Genomic DNA, 18,192 nt, shown 5'->3' with positions numbered 1-18,192 from the left:
ATTAGTTAATCTTTTACTAAAACGTTAAAATTCTTTATATGATGTACGAAATGGGCCCATACAATGGATTTTGTTTGGTAGTATTTTAGTAGAAATTTCACCTTTTCTCTTTTTTTGTACATTTTTCTAAAATGCCAGTAGAAGCTAAAATGAGCTTTTAAAATGGCCAAAAAGTGTCTGAACTTTAATTGAAAAATAAAACGAATCGCGGCGACTGCATCAAGAAGCAAGCGAATGAATATGATGGTAAAGGCCTTTCTTCTCGGTAAGTTTTTTGTAATTGAAAAAAGGGAATTTCTAAAATTCAAAAATGTTTTCTTGGGGTTCATATTACTAAGGGTAGAACCTCCGAGGTGATATACCTTCGAAGCTCCCGTATAAAAAACTTTATACCCCTTGTTTTTGGCCCGCCAACAAAGGTCGACCTCTTCTTGATGGGCAAAATAGCTTTCATCAAAACCATTCAACTCCCAAAAAACCTCTTTTCTAATGAACATACAAGCCCCGGTAGCCCAAAATATTTCTATGGTATCGTCGTACTGACCCGTATCTTGCTCTAAAGATTGAAAAATTCTACCTCTACAGAACGGATAACCCAATTGATCAATATAGCCGCCAGCGGCCCCGGCATACTCGAAGTAGTCTTTTTTAAGCATATCGAGAATCTTTGGCTGTACGATGGCTACCTCTTTGTTCTCTTGAAAAAGTTTTTCGATAGGGATCAGCCAATCGGGAGAGACCTCTACATCAGAATTTAATAGGCAGTATACATCTGCTTCAATAGTGCGAAGACCTAGATTGTAGCCTGTGGTAAATCCGCCATTTTCAGAATTGACTATTACCTTTACCTCTGGGTGGTTGTTTTTGATGTAGGCCACCGATCCGTCGGTCGATGCATTGTCAACCACATAAATGTCGGCACCCGGGGAATACTCTATGACCGTTCCCAGGTATCTTTCGAGAAGTAGTTCTCCGTTCCAGTTAAGTATGACTACGGCAATCTGCAAAACGTTGGCAAATTAACGGCTAAATTCAGGAATATCCCTTAGAAACATATACTTTTCTGAATCATAATCCATTTTACAATAAAAATGATTTAAACCATTGGTGACCATGAGATAATCAGCCTCAAGTTGCAGATTGTAACGTGCAATCTGGTCAAAAGTCTTTTGGTCAATAGTAATTTGTGGCGCTTTGCATTCAATCAAAAGATTGATTTTTCCGGTGGAATGAAAAACTACGATATCATAACGCTTACTCAAATTATTCACGGTCAACTGTTTTTCAACATTGACGAGACTTTTCGGGTATTTCTTTTCATTTATAAGGTAATTGACCGCATGTTGCCGTACCCATTCCTCAGGTTGAAGAACTACGAATTTTTTACGAATGACGTCAAAAATAAGGATGTTATTTTCGCTATTTTTGAACCGAAAGTTATAATCGGGAAAATTTAAAGGAAGCATTTCGAAACCAAAAATTTAAGTGGTTTTCCCAAAAGTAGAATAAATATTAAACCTATTAAGGAATAGGGTTCATCATTCTACTTTTTTGATTGTGTTATATATGGATGAAGCTAGACAAATAGTAAAGGATATAAAACAAGGAACCATTAAACCGGTCTATTTCTTGTTTGGCGAAGAACCTTATTATATCGATGCTATTTCTTCTTACATAGACAAAAATGTACTTTCAGAAGAAGAAAAAGGCTTCAACCAAATGGTTTTATACGGCAAAGATGTCAGTATAGACGATATTGTGGGCAATGCCAAGCGCTACCCTATGATGGCTGAAAGGCAAGTGGTGATTGTAAAAGAGGCACAGCACTTATCGCGTACCATTGAGCAGTTGACCGACTATGTCAACCAACCGCAACCCACTACGGTTTTGGTCATTTGCTACAAGTACAAAAAGCTCGATAAACGAAAAAAACTCTACAAAGCAGTAAAAAGCAATGGTGTTCTTTTTGAAAGTAAAAAGTTATATGAGAACCAGGTTTCAGATTGGATTATAAAAAATCTTAAATCGAAAGGGTATGGTATTTCACATAAGGCCGCTGTGCTGCTTACCGAATATCTCGGAACTGATTTAAGCCGAATTAATAACGAACTCGAAAAGTTACAGTTCGTTTTGCCGGCCCAATCTGAAATTACCCCCCAACATATCGAAACCCATATCGGTATCAGTAAGGATTATAATAATTTCGAGCTTAAAAAAGCCATTGGTGAGCGTAATGTTCTAAAAGCCACTCGAATAATCAATTACTTCGCTCAAAATCCAAAAGATAACCCTTTGGTCTTGACCGTCTCTCTTTTAAACACCTTTTTCACCCAATTGCTGCAATACCATGGGCTAACCGACCATTCTGCTAAGAACGTGGCCAGCGCTTTGCATATTAGTCCCTTTTTCGTGGGCGAGTTTCAGACGGCTTCCAGAAATTATCCCATGAAAAAAGTGAGCAATATTGTGGCTCATTTGAGAGAAATAGATCTTAAAGGAAAAGGTGTGGGCGCCAATACCGTTTCGCAGGCCGACCTTCTTAAAGAGTTACTCGTTAAAATAATCTGATAAATTACCTATCTTCTATCTACGCTGAACTTACCTGGTCCCGTTAGGGCCAAAGCAACAAAAATGGTAAGGTAAAGCAAGGCCATTTCTTTTTTCTGAAATGGATCTGCACCGTGGGCTATAAAAGCGGCAACTGCCATAGTGATAGCCGTAGGAATAGCCGCCCATTTGGTCTTATACCCGAAGATGATCAAGATAGGACAAACGAATTCCCCAATCATAGCCAAAAAAAGTGAAGGTGTTGAACCAATACCGATAGGGTTACCAAACTCGGCACCGTTGATCAGCATCTGCAATTTGCCATAACCGTGGGTAAGCATCATGGCCGATGCTCCAATTCGTAAAATGGCTAGGCCAATATCTTTAAGTAGGGAATTGTTCATGTTCTTTTGTTGTTTAGAGAGGCTTAAAAGTAATTTATTTTTTCTTCAAATAGCGGCCTAGACCGTTGATTGCTACTAAAATAGCACAATCGGTATATTTAATCCAAATGGTGGACAGCAATTTATTTGAACAATTTTTTAAGCAAGCTTAGATGTGAAAATCTAGTTGTCTGTAAAACAGAGATATAAATCGCTAATTGGCGAAAAAATTAAATTGAAATAATATTCCAAAAAAAATTACCTCAATTTTGGGTAGCTATCCGGGTCGGTTTCGTGAATCATGGCATACACCTTTTCGAAAACATCTTCGACATTAGGTTTTGAGAAATAGTCACCATCGCTACCGTAGGCAGGCCTATGTGCTTGGGCACTTAGCGTCTGTGGCTGGCTATCAAGATATTGATAACCACCTTGTTTTTCGACAATTTCATTTAAGATATATGCAGAACAGCCTCCGGGAACATCTTCATCGATTACCAATAGGCGATTGGTTTTTTCCACGCTTTTAACCGTATCATGATGAATATCAAAAGGTAAGAGCGTTTGTGCATCGATTACTTCGGCATCAATACCAACTTCTTTAAGCTCTTGGGCAGCCTGTTCAACTATGCGAAGGGTTGAGCCATAGGAAACCAAAGTGATATCGGTTCCGCTTTTAACTGTTTCTACCACGCCTATTGGAGTACAGAACTCCCCTAAATTCTCCGGTTTTCTTTCTTTTAATCGATAACCGTTTAGGCTTTCAATAATAATAGCGGGTTCATCACTTTTCATGAGCGTATTGTAGAACCCGGCAGCCTGGGTCATATTTCTCGGCGAGAGAATATACATGCCTCGAAGGGAATGAATTAAAGCTCCCATAGGGGAACCTGAATGCCAGATACCTTCGAGTCGATGCCCTCTTGTTCTTACAATTAATGGTACTTTTTGCTTCCCGAAGGTTCGATATCTTAAACAGGCTACATCATCGGTCAAAGTGGCCAAAGCATAAAATATGTAGTCTAGATATTGAATTTCGGCAATGGGCCTCAATCCTCTCAAGGCCATTCCTGTACCTTGGCCAATAATCGTGGTTTCTCGAATGCCGGTGTCTGCGATGCGTAACTTTCCGAATTTACTTTGAAGACCTTCCAATCCTTGATTAACATCACCAATAGCTCCAGTATCTTCACCGAAAACTAAAGCGTTCGGGTAGTTCTCGAAGAGTTTTTCAAAATTGTCCCTCAATATAATGCGTCCATCAACCTCTTCCGTTTTTTCGGCATATAAAGGTTTTACTATTGGAATATTGGTCGCTCTCATGGTGCCTTCATTATAAAGGTCGGCACTATATTTTGGTTGAGAATCTTTTAGAAAATTATTGGTCCATTGTACCAAAGCTTCCCTTTCATTATTGTTCTCGCCAATGAGATAGCGTAGGGCTTTACGAGCTGCTACTGCCATATCTTTTTTTAAAGGTTCTTCATTGGCAATCAAATCATTCTTAATCTTGGTAATAAAGTTCTTGTTCTGACTTTTATTTGCCGCAGTATCTAACAGCTGAATCAACTTTTTTCTCTGAGGTTGATGGGTAGCCAAATATTCGGACCAAGCCTCTTTTTTGGCCAAACGAACTTGTCTTGAAATATTTTTTTCAAGGGTGCTCAATTCTTCTTCTGAGGTGATACCTGTTTCAAGAATCCACTCCCTGAACCTTTTGTTGCAATCGTTTTCTTTTTCCCAGTTAAGCCGCTCTTCACTTTTATATCTTTCGTGTGAGCCGGAAGAGGAATGGCCTTGGGGTTGTGTGAGTTCTGTAACATGAATGACCACAGGAACATGTTCTTCCCTAGCAATATCAGAGGCATTTTCGTATGCGTGCATCAGTGCCGTGTAATCCCACCCTTTTACTTTTAACATTTCAAAACCTGCCTTTTCATCCGTTCTTTTAAAACCTGCAAGCATTTCAGAAATGTCTTCTTTGGTGGCATGGTATTCGGCAGGCACAGAAATACCGTAATCGTCATCCCAAATACTGATGACCATGGGCACTTGTAAAACTCCGGCAGCATTAATTGTTTCTAAAAACATACCTTCGCTCGTACTTGCGTTACCGATAGTACCCCAAGCTACTTCATCACCATTTTTAGAGAATTTAGAAGCGTCAATGTTCTTAAGGTTACGGTACATTTTTGAAGCTTGAGCCAAACCTAATAATCTCGGCATTTGACCTGCAGTACAAGAAATATCTGCACTACTGTTTTTTTGTTTGGTCAAGTCTTTCCAACTACCGTCCTCGTTCAAGCTATAGGTAACGTAATGGCCGCCCATTTGCCTACCAGCGCTCATAGGTTCTTTTTCTATATCGGTAGTAGCATAGAGGGCGTGAAATAAGTCTTTAGGGGTCAATAGCCCTAACGCCATCATAAAAGTCTGGTCGCGGTAGTAGCCGCTGCGCCAGTCACCATCTTTGAAGGCACGGGCCATAGCCAATTGCGGAAGCTCTTTTCCGTCACCGAATATCCCGAATTTGGCCTTACCTGTAAGTACTTCCTTTCTACCCATTAAACTGCATGTTCTACTGAGAACGGCAATTTTGTAATCACTTAAAATCTGGGTCTTGAAATCATCGAAGGAAATATCGTTACTGGTCTTAGGTGAAATATCCATTGAAGCTATATCGGTTTTCACAAAAATAGCAAATCAATTACATTTTTACAATCACAAAAAATCTTAAAAAATCTAATTTATTTTTAAAAATAAATTGTCACGATCAATGAAAAATCAATAAAAATGAAAAATAGTCGATTTTAATGAGGATTTTTCAAACTTTTTAAAACCACTTTCGTGTAAATAGGCCCGTAAGAGTTTTAGGGCTAACAGTGATAATGAATCTAATTCGCTCACCGTAATTGGGTTGGCCAACTTCCCAACCGTTGTTGGAATAAAGCGGAAAGTACAATTCGAAATAGTCGGTCAACAGATTAAGTCTTATTCCGGAATCATAAACAAATTTACCGGGAATACCCTTATTTTTCACATAGCCCAAATCTCCATAAACCTCTATCCAACGCCATAGATTAACGCTTGTATTTATGGTGGTCATCCAATCATTTGCAAATCGGTATTGCTGTGGCAAGAACGATTTAAAACCACCCTCGGCTATTATAATCTGCTGGCTGTAAATACCGGAATCTTCGGAGCGGCCCAAATAACCATAATCGAATAAATAATCGGTCGGTCGGTCTAGAGCAAAGCTAAAATAATTGGGGTCTGTATAATCGGTAGTCTTGTTTCTTAAGAACTTGCCTGCAAAGAATCGCAAGTTAAACTGCCGGTTATTTTCAAAAAGTTGGCGGTACTCCAACTCAAAAGCTAGTTTGCTAAAATCTTTGGCATGTTGGGCATCGGCAAACCAAGACAGGTAATTGATGATTCCCGGATTTCTATTGGTATATCTGGCATTGAAGACCCCGTAATCGGGGGGGGTTTCAAAATCGGTGAGACTTTCATCCTTATCCCTTAAAACGTTAACGAACCGAAAAGTCAAGAATTCCCTTTTGTTAGAAATAAGGTTTTCCGGTCGCCAACCCAATGAGAAAGAAGGCGTTATTTTCGAATACCGTGAATTTTCCTGAAAGTGGTAGGTTGAAGCGCCTAAACCATAATTTGCTACATAAAGTCCACTTTTGCTAAGGTATTTTCGGTAACTGAAACTTCCGGAGCCCACAAATGATTTTTCCCTAAAGGAGTAGGAGGGAGAGAAGTCGTAAACAAAAGGCCTTTCCAATAAGGTTTTATTATAAAGGCGCATACCGGGCGTCCATCCGTCATAAATATTGAAATTCAAAACCGGCACATAAAAAACCTGATTGTAATATGGGTTTTCAGAGTCTCTAAAGAAAGTGAACTTTAATTTCTTATTGCTTGAAAAAAAACCTCCCAAAGATTTCCAGTTGTCCCTTTGATTGAACTCCGGTATTTTCTGATCGTAGTTTAGTACAAGTCTTTTTTCGTCTTTTCGGGGTATGGCTACCGTTTTTTCGGTTTCTATATCTGAAAACCAATATTTTGAGACCACCGAATCGTTTTTGAGCCCGAAAAGGGAAATAGGTACATTGGTACCCTTTTTGTTTTTTAAAGTGACGTAAAGAGAATCTTCGGTTTTTTCGACCTTTTTTATTTTGAAGTCAATTTTACGGTCGGTCGAAACATAATCTTGAAAGAACCAATCAATATTGCTATTGGTCATTCGTTTTAAAATCGACTCAAAATCAAGCGTTTTTACGCGACTTAATTTATAATGTTTGTAGAACGTTTTTATTCCCTTATCAACTTTGTCTTTACCCACATAACTGGCCAAATACGACAACCCAAGGCCGGCTTTATACTTATTCGCTATTTTTTGATTGAATTTTATCAGACTATCATTACTCGTCAAAAGCGGTTGGTCTAAATTCTTTCGTGCCGTGAGCATATACAGAAACGGATATTGCTCATTAAAATCCATTTTGGCAAGATTAAAGCTTCTGAGTCCCCATATCTTTGAGAGTTTACCCAGTAATTTTTGATCGGGATAAAACTCTTCTACATATGCTATCATGAGGTAGTTCGCAATTGCATCGCTAAGCCATTGGTCTTTTCTGGGGTCTAAGAAAAGTGTTTCCTCAAGAATGTTGATAAGGGCCGTTTTCAAGAACTTCATTTCATACTGAAACTGTTCTTCATAGGGCCTTATAAAAGAAGGTAATTGGTTAATACCGTATAACGGGTTCTTGTTGTAATCAATCTCGCTGACCAATAAATGCGAATGCGGATAAACCCCTAGATTTTCTTCGATAAACTTGGTGATTCTATTTACTGAAATTCCCTTAGCGATATCATTGTACCGAGCTGATTCTATGTCGGTTATAACGGTCATTTCAGGCGTGACATGGGTGGTGAATCTCTTCGTTGAAGTTAGAATGATTTCACAATTCTTTTGCTGAATCGACCGTAGTTGGGCAATTTGCCCGTTAGGAAAACTGCTGCTACCCAATACATCAAAGTTGGAGACCAGATTTAATGATGTAGGAAAGTTAAAATTGACATTGGTTTTGGTGACACCCGTGTAAAGATCTTCTAAATTTTTATTACTGTATAGATGCCACTCCCCATCAAAATAAGCGGGAGTGAGGTACCAATCTTTCAAATAGTAATTATTGTTCTTGTCGTAACCGTAGGGCGTGAATTTATTCGCCGGAAGCTTGACGGTGTACGTGAGAAAAAATTTGGCGGACTCGCCAGGCATTAAGGGCGAGTTCAACTCAATTCTAATGATGTCTTGCTCGGTGGTTCTCTTCCATCGAAGACCCCGATAATTATCATCTACCGCACTTAGAATTTTGGTATAACCCCGTTCGCTGTCTTTGGCCAGGTGAAGACTTCGCTTGAATTCTTCATCAAACCGTTTGGCAAGCCCTGTATTTTTGTTAGAATAGGCATGCGCCCAATCATTGAAATAAAGAACATTCAAAATGATGTCTGAATTGTTCTCGTAAGCGAATTCTTGTTGAACACTTATTTCTTTGGTGTCGCCATCAAGAGTTACTGTAAGGGTATTGGTGTGTTGGGCAAAAGAGAACACCGTTGCCAACATGGCAAGGGCAGAAGCCAAAATAGTTGATATGGAATGCCTAACAATCAAGTTAATCTTAAAAGTTGGGGCTTAGGGTGCGACCTTTATAAAAGGCATCGATGATTTCAACAACTTCCTCTGCACTATCGACTAGTTTTATCAAATCGAGGTCATGGGGACTTATATTTTTGACATCTAGCATGGTATTCTTTACCCAATCCATTAATCCGGTCCAGAATTCGGTTCCTACCAAAATAATCGGAAACTTCTCAATTTTGTTGGTCTGAATCAGGGTAATCGCCTCAAAAAGTTCATCGAGGGTACCGAAACCACCGGGCATTACGACAAAACCTTGAGAGTATTTAACGAACATTACCTTACGGACAAAGAAATAGTCGAAATCGAGACTTTTATCAGAGTCAATATACGGGTTGTCATGCTGTTCAAAAGGTAGGTCTATATTTAAACCGACCGAAGTACCACCCGCCAAATTAGCTCCTTTGTTTCCCGCCTCCATAATTCCCGGGCCGCCCCCAGTAATAACTCCGTAGCCGGCTTCAGCGATTTTTTGCGCTATATCTACCGCCAGTTCATAATAAGGGGCGCCTTCTTTTGTACGGGCAGAACCAAATATGGAAACACAGGGGCCAATAGTTCCCATTTTTTCGAACCCATTAACAAACTCGCCCATAATCTTGAATATGGCCCATGAATCGTTCGTTTTAATTTCATTCCAACCCTTATGGTGCTGTTCTTTACGCATATACTATTTATTTTACGCTTCGGCGGAGCCGAAAATAAGCTTTATTTTAGAAAATCTAGAAAAGGAATCCTTTAATGGACTGATTTCGTCAATGAAGTTCTTTTTTTAAGAATTGGGCCGTATAGCTCTTTTTGTCATTGGCCACTTCCTCTGGCGTTCCCTTTGCAACTACCATGCCACCGCCACGGCCACCTTCGTAACCAATGTCAATGATGTAGTCGACCATTTTGATTACATCCATATTGTGTTCTATCACCAAAATGGTATTTCCTTTGTCTACCAAACGGTTTAAAACTTCCATAAGTACACGAATGTCTTCAAAATGTAATCCGGTAGTGGGTTCGTCCAAGATATAAAACGTATTGCCCGTATCTCTTTTAGATAGTTCAGTGGCCAATTTTATCCGTTGAGCTTCGCCACCTGATAGGGTCGTAGATTGTTGCCCTAACGAAATATAACCAAGACCAACATCTTTAATGGTCTTAAGTTTTCTATATATTTTAGGAATATTCTCAAAGAAATCAACTGCCTCATTAATGGTCATTTCCAATACGTCGGCAATTGACTTGCCCTTGTATCTAATTTCAAGGGTTTCTCTATTAAAACGTTTGCCATTACAAGTCTCGCAATCAACGTATACATCTGGCAGAAAGTTCATTTCAATGACACGCAATCCGCCGCCTTGACAAGTTTCACACCGACCACCCTTCACATTAAAACTGAACCGCCCGGGTTTGTAACCTCTAATAGCGGCTTCAGGAGTTTTGGTAAATAGAGAACGAATTTCACTGAAAACTCCGGTATAGGTGGCCGGGTTTGACCGAGGCGTTCTACCAATGGGCGATTGATTGATATCGATTACTTTATCGATATGTTCAAGACCTTTAATTTTTTTGTATGGCATGGGCTTTTTAACGCCATTAAAATAATAGGCGTTCATAATAGGGTAGAGGGTCTCGTTGATCAGTGTCGACTTGCCGCTACCGGAAACACCTGTAACACCAATCATTTTTCCTAAAGGAAATTCTACCGTAACGTTCTTAAGGTTGTTGCCTGTACAACCGGATAGAACAATCTTTTTGCCATTGCCTTCCCGTCTTTTTTCGGGTACGGCAATTTCTCTAACACCTGTGATATATCCGGCAGTTAAAGTGTTGTGCTTTTTTAATTCGGACGGCTTACCCTCAGATATAATTTCCCCACCGTGTTTACCGGCCTTTGGTCCGATATCAATAACGTGGTCTGCGCGTTCTATCATATCTCTGTCATGCTCGACCACGATTACCGAATTGCCAATATCCCGAAGTGATTCCAAAGATTGAATAAGTCGCGTATTGTCACGTTGATGCAGGCCGATACTAGGTTCATCTAAAATATAAAGCACACCTACTAACTGCGAACCAATTTGTGTTGCTAAGCGAATACGTTGTGCCTCCCCGCCGGATAACGATTTTGAGCTACGGTTTAGGGATAGGTAATCTAGCCCGACATCTAGTAAAAACCGTACTCTGGCCCTAATTTCCTTAATTATTTCTTCAGCTATCTTTTTTTGATTGCCAGTTAGCTCGTTTTCCAACCCTTCGAAGAAAACGGAAAGATCAGAAATATCTAAATGGGCAAGCTCGGCAATATTTTTTTCGCCAATCTTAAAATTCAAAGATTCTTTGCGTAAGCGCGACCCTTCACATTCGGGGCACACTATTTTATCCATAAAGTCTTTCGCCCACCTTTTTAAGGAAGTGGTGGCCGCCTCTTCGTATTGAGTTTTAATGAAGTTAGAAATACCTTCGTAATCGATTTTATAGGTGCGCTTGACCCCTAAGGTTTTTGAGTCGACATCAAAACTTTCATTTCCTCCATGAAGAAGCACCTTGATAGCTTCTTGAGGTATTTTTTCGATAGGGTCGGTCAACTCGAAACCATACCGTTGCGCGATGGTTTCTACTTGTTTGAAGGCCCATGATTTTTTATAATCTCCCAAGGGAGCAATGCCCCCTGATTTAATGCTCAGCTTTTTATTCGGAAAGATTTTATTCTCGTTTACCTCATATACATGGCCAAGACCATTGCAATGGGGGCACATACCTTTCGGGGAATTAAAGGAAAAAGTATTGGGTTCGGGAACAGGGTAAGATATGCCGGTAGTAGGACACATGAGGTCACGGCTAAAATAACGAGCCTCTGCTTGACCTTCTTCTAAAACCATGAGCACATTATCACCGCTGTACATGGCCGTATTTATAGTTTCGGTCAGACGTTTGTCTAGCTCCTCTGAATCAGCAATTTTAAGCCTATCGATTACTATTTCAATATCATGGGTTTTGTACCGGTCGACCTTCATACCTTTCACGATATCTTTAATCTCTCCATCGACTCTCACCTTTACAAACCCCTGCTTGCCTATTTGTTCGAAAAGTTCGCGGTAATGACCTTTTCTAGATTTGATTACCGGGGCCAGAACATTTATTTTCTTGCCATTGTAATCTTCTTTAATAAGTTCCTTTATTTGTTCATCGCTATAACTGACCATTTTTTCACCTGTATTATAGCTATAGGCATCTGCGGCCCTCGCAAAAAGCAGGCGTAAAAAATCGTAAATCTCGGTAATGGTACCAACGGTAGATCGAGGCGATTTCGAAGTAGTTTTCTGTTCAATCGCAATTACGGGAGAGAGCCCATCGATTTTATCGACATCGGGTCGTTCTAATCCGCCTAGAAACTGGCGGGCGTAGGCAGAAAAAGTTTCGATATACCTTCTTTGACCTTCGGCATAAATTGTGTCGAATGCCAGAGACGATTTGCCACTACCGGAAAGACCGGTAATCACCACTAGTTTTTCACGTGGTATAGTAACGTCAATATTTTTTAAATTATGAACCCTGGCCCCTTGAACCTCAATGTTTTCTTCGTAATTGATCATTTTCGATAGCAAAGCTGCAAAGGTACGGTTTTAAGGGCGAATCGAGAAGTTGGTACTGTTTATTTGTGGTGCTCAAAGCATTCAAAAAGTATCTATATAAACCTGAATATAAAAGTTTAGACCACTTCCCTTTTTTCACTCAAATATTTCCAATACCGTTTGGGCACGTGTTGCTTGTGAAGCTTTAAATTTATGCGACTTTTAATGTTGGTGCTTTTAAAATAATTATTCCATAAATTTTGAAAATCATACTCTTCATCCACAAGGCTTTTGCTTTTATGTACGCTATTGGTAATGATTTCCTTTAAATCCATCGTGACTATTTCGACCTTTTCTAAATCGTAATAAAGGCCGTATTTTCTTTTTATATCATAAATCAGCCAATATTGGTCTGCATAGCGGTTTCTAAAGTGCTTGGATATGAGGGGCAAAACATTGAAATCAGGTTCTATATTGGCAAAGTAAATACCATCTTTTGTTAATTGAAAACGCACAAAAGCCTCCATTCTGTGTTTTTCTCTTCCCACCGATTTGGCCAACTGGCTTATTTTTAAGACGACACCGTCTGAGTAATCAAAAGCAATGCTTTTATCTTTAGCAAAGAACTTTCTGATATATCTGTACAGTAACATTTCAACACCTTGGGCTTCACTTAAAAAAGCAAAATAAATGTTGGTGATGGCAGAGTGACTTTTTTTATCGATACCGAACCATACCCTTTTGGCTTTTGTGGCATCGGTAATGACGGTTTCAGATTCAGAAAAAAGTCCGTTTTGGCTATCTGATTCCCTCTGAATGTCCGAAACTGCGATTTTTTCTTCAAAAGCAACAAAAACAGCAGTTAAGAACCCGTTGAAACTGCCATCGTATATTAAGATTTTTGAATTATCCATAGCTGAAATATTATACTGCCATTTTATCGAAAAGTTGAAGCTGGTTGCTATATTCTTTACGGAATTTACCCGTTGAGTTTTGCAAAATCATGCCTTTTATGGTGTCGGCCTGTAAATCACGTTTCTCCCATTTATTCGAATCACAAATCATGAAATACTTAGCCCTATTGAGAGCAATGCCAATTTTTCTAAGATGATCCCAATTCAATTTCCTAAACTTTCGGGCATTCATAATCTTGTGAACCGACTGCATACCAATACCCGGCACTCGTGCCAAAAGTTCTTTCGGAGCCTTATTGATATCAATTGGAAATAAATGAAGGTTTCTTAAGGCCCAACCCAATTTAGGGTCAACATCCATATCTAAATTCGGATGCTGGTTATTTAATAGTTCTTTTACATGAAACCCATAAAAACGTAAGAGCCAATCGGTTTGATATAATCGATTTTCTCTTAAAAGAGGCACCTGCGAACCGATAGCCGGTAATCTTTTATCCTCCGCAACAGGTACATAACCGGAATAATACACCCGTTTCATATGATATTTTTGATAGTAATGCGTGGCAGAGTACATGATGTCTTTATCGGATTCGCCCGTGGCACCAATTATCATTTGCGTACTCTGCCCAGCAGGAGCATACTTCGGTGTGCTCTTGATTATTTTTTTTTCGGCCTTGTATTGAATTATTTCATTCTTGACCTTGAGCATGGGTTTGGTGAAATCTTCGTAACGTTTGTCAGGAGCCAACAGCTTTAACCCAGAAACAGTAGGCACCTCAATATTAACAGAGAGTCGGTCGGCGTAAAGACCGGCTTCCCTCATTAGCTCATCGCTTGCCCCCGGAATAGATTTTAAATGAATATACCCATTGAAATTCTCTTCTTCCCTCAGCTTTTTGGCAACAGCTATCAAACGTTCCATCGTATAATCGGCATTCTTGAAAATACCTGAGCTTAAGAACAGCCCTTCAATATAATTTCTTCTATAAAAGTTGATAGTAAGGTCAACTACCTCCTGAATTTTAAAGGCAGCCCTTTTGATATCGTTACTTTTTCTAGTGACACAATAAGCGCAATCATAAATACAATGATTGGTCATTAAAATTTTAAGCAACGATACACAACGCCCATCTTCGGTATAGCTATGACAAATACCCATGCCACTACTATTACCAAGCCCCTTGTTCTTATTGGCTCGGGTGCTTCCGCTACTGGCACAGCTCACATCGTACTTTGCGGCATCGGCCAGAATGTTCAGTTTTTCCTTAATTCTTTCGAACGACATAATGATGTTGTAATTATTCCAAAAATATGGAATAAATCCTAATTATGGAAATAATCCAAAAAATATATTGGAATATTTCCAAAAACCGTATATTTGAGCGGATAGGAAGGAATTTATCCCAGTGGGATTTAAAATTTGAATAGGTATGGAGAATGAATTAACCTTGAAGAGATTTACAGATATCAGACGTGATTTAGGTTTTACCCAGGCCGAATTTGCCAAGCTGCTTGGGGTTTCAAGTACTACAGCCGATATAGAAAGAGGTCGAACAAAGCTGTCAGGTAAGGTGGTAGCCGAACTTTTAAAGCAATTCAAGATAAATCCTCTGTGGTTGTTCGGGGAAAGTGAGAACAAATATTTGGAAACATCGCAAACCAGTGTTATTCCAAAAGTAGTGACCGTTGATAGTGAAGATCGCGAGAATATGGTTCTGGTGAATGCCAAGGCCGCTGCAGGATATCCGCAAAACATTCAAGATACCAGTTGGTACCGTCAGTTACCGGCCTTTGATTTGCCTATTCCGGAATTTAGAAATGCCACTTATCGGGGTTTTCAAGTAGAGGGTGATAGTATGTTGCCCAACTTGAGGCCAGGGGAATGGGTTCTGGCCAAGGCCGTAGAGCATATCGATGATGTTAGCCCCAATAAAATGTACGTGGTCGTTTTACAAGATGCCGTTTTGGTCAAGAAAATTGAGCGAAGACCCAATTCGAACAATGTAACATTGGTTTCCCTCAACGAGGCTTATCCACCCTACGAAATCAAACCGTTTCAAATTCAAGAGCTTTGGCAGGTGAGCAGTAGAATCACCTTTGGTGAGGATGCCAGTACCGAAAAAGGCCTTCTCAAGCAACTTCAAGAATCTATGGAAGAGCTAAAGGGCCAGCTACAGCATGTAAAAAAAGTGTAGCGTTATTTTCTAAAACTTAGGTTATAGACCCCGCTTTCCCTTATTTTGAATCCTAAGCTTTTATAAAGGTTGATAGCCGCAGTTCTGTGGTGACCGGTAAATAACATTACTTCGTCGATTCCTTTTCGCCGAGCTTCTTCCAACAAGCTATCCATAAGTTTTCTACCAATGCCTTTTCCTCGGTAAGCTTCATCTACTACCACATCTTCAACAAGGCCTCTAAATCCTGAAACTACCTTATAGGTGGCCATTAGGGCAATGCCGACAATTTCTCCTTTTTCATCTTTACAGACCATAAAGATGACGTGGTTATCCTCTTGTAAAACCTGATGTAAAGCTCTTGGGGTGATCGTAGCGTTCAGTTGCCTGTACAAGGCACGAATGCGGGCTTGGTTCTTATCGTTTAATTCGAATTTATGTAGTACTTCTATCGTCATGTGAGTCTTATTTCAGGCATAAAATTAAAAACAAATCGCAAGGGTAAAAAAATCATTGTTCATATTTAAAAACCGACCGCAGTATCGTCGCCCCTTTTGTCTGCTCCACCTTCTAAACGACCATCGGCCAATACTCTTATGGCATCTACCTTGCCAATAATGGGTGTGCGCTCTTCATTGATAAGGTAACCTTTTGACTTTAAGCTTTCAATCAGGTCGTTTGAAAAACCTTCGGGTTCAAAAATAACGACATCAGGTAGCCATTGATGATGAAAGCGAGGTGCGTTTACGGCCTCTTGCATACTCATATTGTATTCGTAACCGTTCAAAATGGTTTGGGCAACCGCAGTAATAATGGTCGAACCACCTGGGGTGCCTACGACCATCCAAAGCTCGCCCTCTTTTTCAACAATAGTAGGAGTCATGCTGCTAAGCATTCTTTTTTCTGGGGCGATACTATTGGCCTCGGCACCTATGAGACCGAACATATTAGGTACACCGGCCTTGGCACTAAAATCATCCATCTCATTATTTAAAAAGAAACCTAGTTCGTCGCTGTAGAGCTTAGAACCATAGGCCCCGTTTAGAGTCGTGGTAACCGAAACCGCATTGCCTTGTGCATCAACGATAGAGTAATGGGTAGTTTCCATGCTTTCTGCCATTTGAACACTCCCTTCGCTAATGTCTGATGATTTAGTAGCTTTTTCAAATGAAAAGTCGGCCATTCTATTTTCTAAATATGCTTTTCCGAGAAGTACGTCTAGTGGTATCTCGGTGAAGTCAGGGTCGCCCAAATAATAATTTCTATCTGCGTAAGCCCTTCTGGCCGCCTCAGTAAACAATTGAATGCTTTTTTCTGAATTATGATCAAAATCGCCTATGTCGTAAGGCTCGATCATCTTAAGGATTTGATTGATGGTTACCCCGCCGCTACTGGGTGGACTCATGGAGATTATCTTTAAATCTTTGTAATTGAATATGATGGGCTGTCGCCAAACCGCTTCGTATTTGGCCAAATCTTCTTCAGTGATGAACCCACCCTTTTCTTGAATAAAACTGGCCAGAGTTTTTGCGATTTCCCCTTTATAAAAACCATCATGACCTTCTTTTGCTATTTTTCGCATGGTTCGCGCCAATGCAGGATATCGTACCGTATCGTTCACCTTACAATCGATGGGAAACGTCGTTACACTATCATTGACCTCCAAAATACGGTCTTTGACGGCAGCAAAACGATTGGCCTGGTTTTCAGTAACCACTATGCCGTTTTCAGCCAATTCTATAATGGGTTCGAAAATTTCCTCTAAAGGCAATGACCCAAATTTTTCATGTACCGCCATAATGCCTGCGACCGTTCCGGGTACACCTACGGCCGTGGCTCCTTTGGTACTCATTTCCGGGATGACATTTCCTAAAGAATCTAAATACATGTCTTTATGGGCAGCCAGGGGCGCTTTTTCGCGATAATCGAGCCCGCCCACATCACCATCCGATTTTCTATAGACCATAAATCCGCCGCCACCTAAGTTTCCCGCGAATGGATAGGCGACCACTAGGGCCATTTCTGTGGCGACCATGGCATCGAAGGCATTGCCACCCTTTTTCATGATTTCCGCACCTATTTTTGAGGCTTCCTCCCTTGCAGAGACGACCATTGCCTTTTCGGTTACTAAACCCGTTGGTGCTGCAGGCCTGCTTTTGCAATTGGTCAATACCAGTAAAAATAGAAGGGAGAAGGAGAGGAGTAGGGAAAGTGGTCTTTTCATGGTCGGTGGTTTGTTTTAGAGGTTAGTCATTTAACGAAATGAATTTATGTTTTGCGAATACAACCAATTCTTCAAAAAAATCGGTAAACTCCTGTTCAAAGGCATCGTAGTTTTTTTCAAGGTCTAAAATGGCAAAGTTCATCTTAGAACGGTTTTGGGTACGACGGTTCATTCCGTTCAAAACCTTGCCAATGCCTTCCATTTTAGAATAGTTGTAGATCCAATTATCGGCAATCATATAGGGCATCATTCTTTTGGTTCCGTCAGGTAAAATGGCATAGTGGTCTTCTAATAAATCGTAGAAGCTTTCAACATAAATATCAAGAGGTGTTTTGCAATACAGATGCCAGTTTTTTGCCAAAAAGTGGTCATAGAAAATGTCAACGATGACCCGACTGTAATGACTGTAGTTTTTATGCAATCGCTTACTGCTTTTTTTAGGTATTGGGTGAGTGTCGGTAAAGGTGTCTATTTCCCGATGCAATAAAATGCCTTTTTGAACTTTGTTGGGTAGGTGTTTGAATTTGTTTCCCCTAATACTATCGGCAATGAAATTACCTAAAGTGATTTCGTTGTCATTGAAGGAAAGATAAATATGGGCCAAGAAATTCATTGGTTCGAATTTACAAATTGCTTACGTAGGTTTTATACCAGACCTGTATATTTGCTAA

14 protein-coding genes are annotated in these 18,192 nt (G+C 39.9%); 2 read left to right on the top strand and 12 right to left on the bottom strand.

What is annotated here, in order from left to right; all coding sequences use genetic code 11:
* Positions 1–5 precede the first annotated feature (5 nt).
* A complete protein-coding gene (locus D1013_RS12705; protein ID WP_121849186.1) occupies positions 6–1,007 on the bottom strand; it encodes a glycosyltransferase family 2 protein in 1,002 nt (333 codons plus the stop codon).
* Positions 1,008–1,019: 12 nt separating this feature from the next.
* Positions 1,020–1,466, bottom strand: a complete 447-nt coding sequence (locus D1013_RS12700) for a type I restriction enzyme HsdR N-terminal domain-containing protein (RefSeq protein WP_121849185.1) — start codon at positions 1,464–1,466, stop codon at positions 1,020–1,022.
* A gap of 100 nt (positions 1,467–1,566) precedes the next feature.
* On the opposite strand from D1013_RS12700, the gene holA reads away from it, so the two are divergent.
* The gene (gene holA, locus D1013_RS12695) at positions 1,567–2,568 is read left to right on the top strand and encodes a DNA polymerase III subunit delta (RefSeq protein ID WP_121849184.1); all 1,002 of its coding nucleotides are present in this window, start codon (positions 1,567–1,569) and stop codon (positions 2,566–2,568) included.
* Between the two features lie 8 nt (positions 2,569–2,576).
* Here the strand turns inward: holA and D1013_RS12690 are convergent, their stop codons facing one another.
* The 7 genes from D1013_RS12690 to D1013_RS12660 all read right to left on the bottom strand — a co-directional run bounded on the left by D1013_RS12690 (position 2,577) and on the right by D1013_RS12660 (position 14,408).
* A complete protein-coding gene (locus D1013_RS12690; protein WP_121849183.1) occupies positions 2,577–2,951 on the bottom strand; it encodes a DoxX family protein in 375 nt (124 codons plus the stop codon).
* A 237-nt stretch (positions 2,952–3,188) separates the two neighbouring features.
* Positions 3,189–5,600, bottom strand: coding sequence for an alpha-ketoacid dehydrogenase subunit alpha/beta (locus D1013_RS12685; protein WP_121849182.1), 2,412 nt, complete (start codon positions 5,598–5,600; stop codon positions 3,189–3,191).
* A gap of 163 nt (positions 5,601–5,763) precedes the next feature.
* Entirely contained in the window at positions 5,764–8,568 is a 2,805-nt protein-coding gene (locus tag D1013_RS12680; protein WP_225621480.1) for a metalloprotease, read from the bottom strand.
* 55 nt (positions 8,569–8,623) lie between these two features.
* Complete coding sequence (locus D1013_RS12675) at positions 8,624–9,310, bottom strand: LOG family protein (protein ID WP_121849180.1); 687 nt, start codon at positions 9,308–9,310, stop codon at positions 8,624–8,626.
* Between the two features lie 88 nt (positions 9,311–9,398).
* Positions 9,399–12,230 carry an excinuclease ABC subunit UvrA gene (uvrA, locus tag D1013_RS12670; protein WP_121849179.1) on the bottom strand — a complete coding sequence of 944 codons (2,832 nt, stop codon included), beginning with the start codon at positions 12,228–12,230 and terminating at the stop codon, positions 9,399–9,401.
* A 116-nt stretch (positions 12,231–12,346) separates the two neighbouring features.
* A complete protein-coding gene (locus D1013_RS12665) occupies positions 12,347–13,123 on the bottom strand; it encodes a TIGR03915 family putative DNA repair protein (protein ID WP_121849178.1) in 777 nt (258 codons plus the stop codon).
* A 10-nt stretch (positions 13,124–13,133) separates the two neighbouring features.
* On the bottom strand, positions 13,134–14,408 hold the full coding sequence (locus D1013_RS12660) for a putative DNA modification/repair radical SAM protein (protein WP_121849177.1): 1,275 nt from the start codon (positions 14,406–14,408) through the stop codon (positions 13,134–13,136).
* 145 nt (positions 14,409–14,553) lie between these two features.
* Here D1013_RS12660 and D1013_RS12655 point away from each other — a divergent pair, with 145 nt between their 5' ends.
* On the top strand, positions 14,554–15,318 hold the full coding sequence (locus D1013_RS12655) for an XRE family transcriptional regulator (RefSeq protein ID WP_121849176.1): 765 nt from the start codon (positions 14,554–14,556) through the stop codon (positions 15,316–15,318).
* Between the two features lie 2 nt (positions 15,319–15,320).
* Here the strand turns inward: D1013_RS12655 and D1013_RS12650 are convergent, their stop codons facing one another.
* The 3 genes from D1013_RS12650 to D1013_RS12640 all read right to left on the bottom strand — a co-directional run bounded on the left by D1013_RS12650 (position 15,321) and on the right by D1013_RS12640 (position 18,134).
* Positions 15,321–15,755: a GNAT family N-acetyltransferase gene (locus D1013_RS12650; RefSeq protein WP_121849175.1), complete on the bottom strand. Its 435-nt coding sequence runs from the start codon at positions 15,753–15,755 to the stop codon at positions 15,321–15,323.
* A 65-nt stretch (positions 15,756–15,820) separates the two neighbouring features.
* Complete coding sequence (gene ggt / locus D1013_RS12645) at positions 15,821–17,521, bottom strand: gamma-glutamyltransferase (protein WP_121849174.1); 1,701 nt, start codon at positions 17,519–17,521, stop codon at positions 15,821–15,823.
* Positions 17,522–17,543: 22 nt separating this feature from the next.
* A complete protein-coding gene (locus D1013_RS12640) occupies positions 17,544–18,134 on the bottom strand; it encodes an acyl carrier protein phosphodiesterase (RefSeq protein ID WP_121849173.1) in 591 nt (196 codons plus the stop codon).
* Positions 18,135–18,192: the final 58 nt, after the last annotated feature.

The organism is Euzebyella marina (assembly GCF_003687485.1).
Taxonomy (GTDB): domain Bacteria; phylum Bacteroidota; class Bacteroidia; order Flavobacteriales; family Flavobacteriaceae; genus Euzebyella; species Euzebyella marina.
Note: the sequence above shows the minus strand (reverse complement) of the source record. Positions and strands in the feature narration are given on the sequence as shown.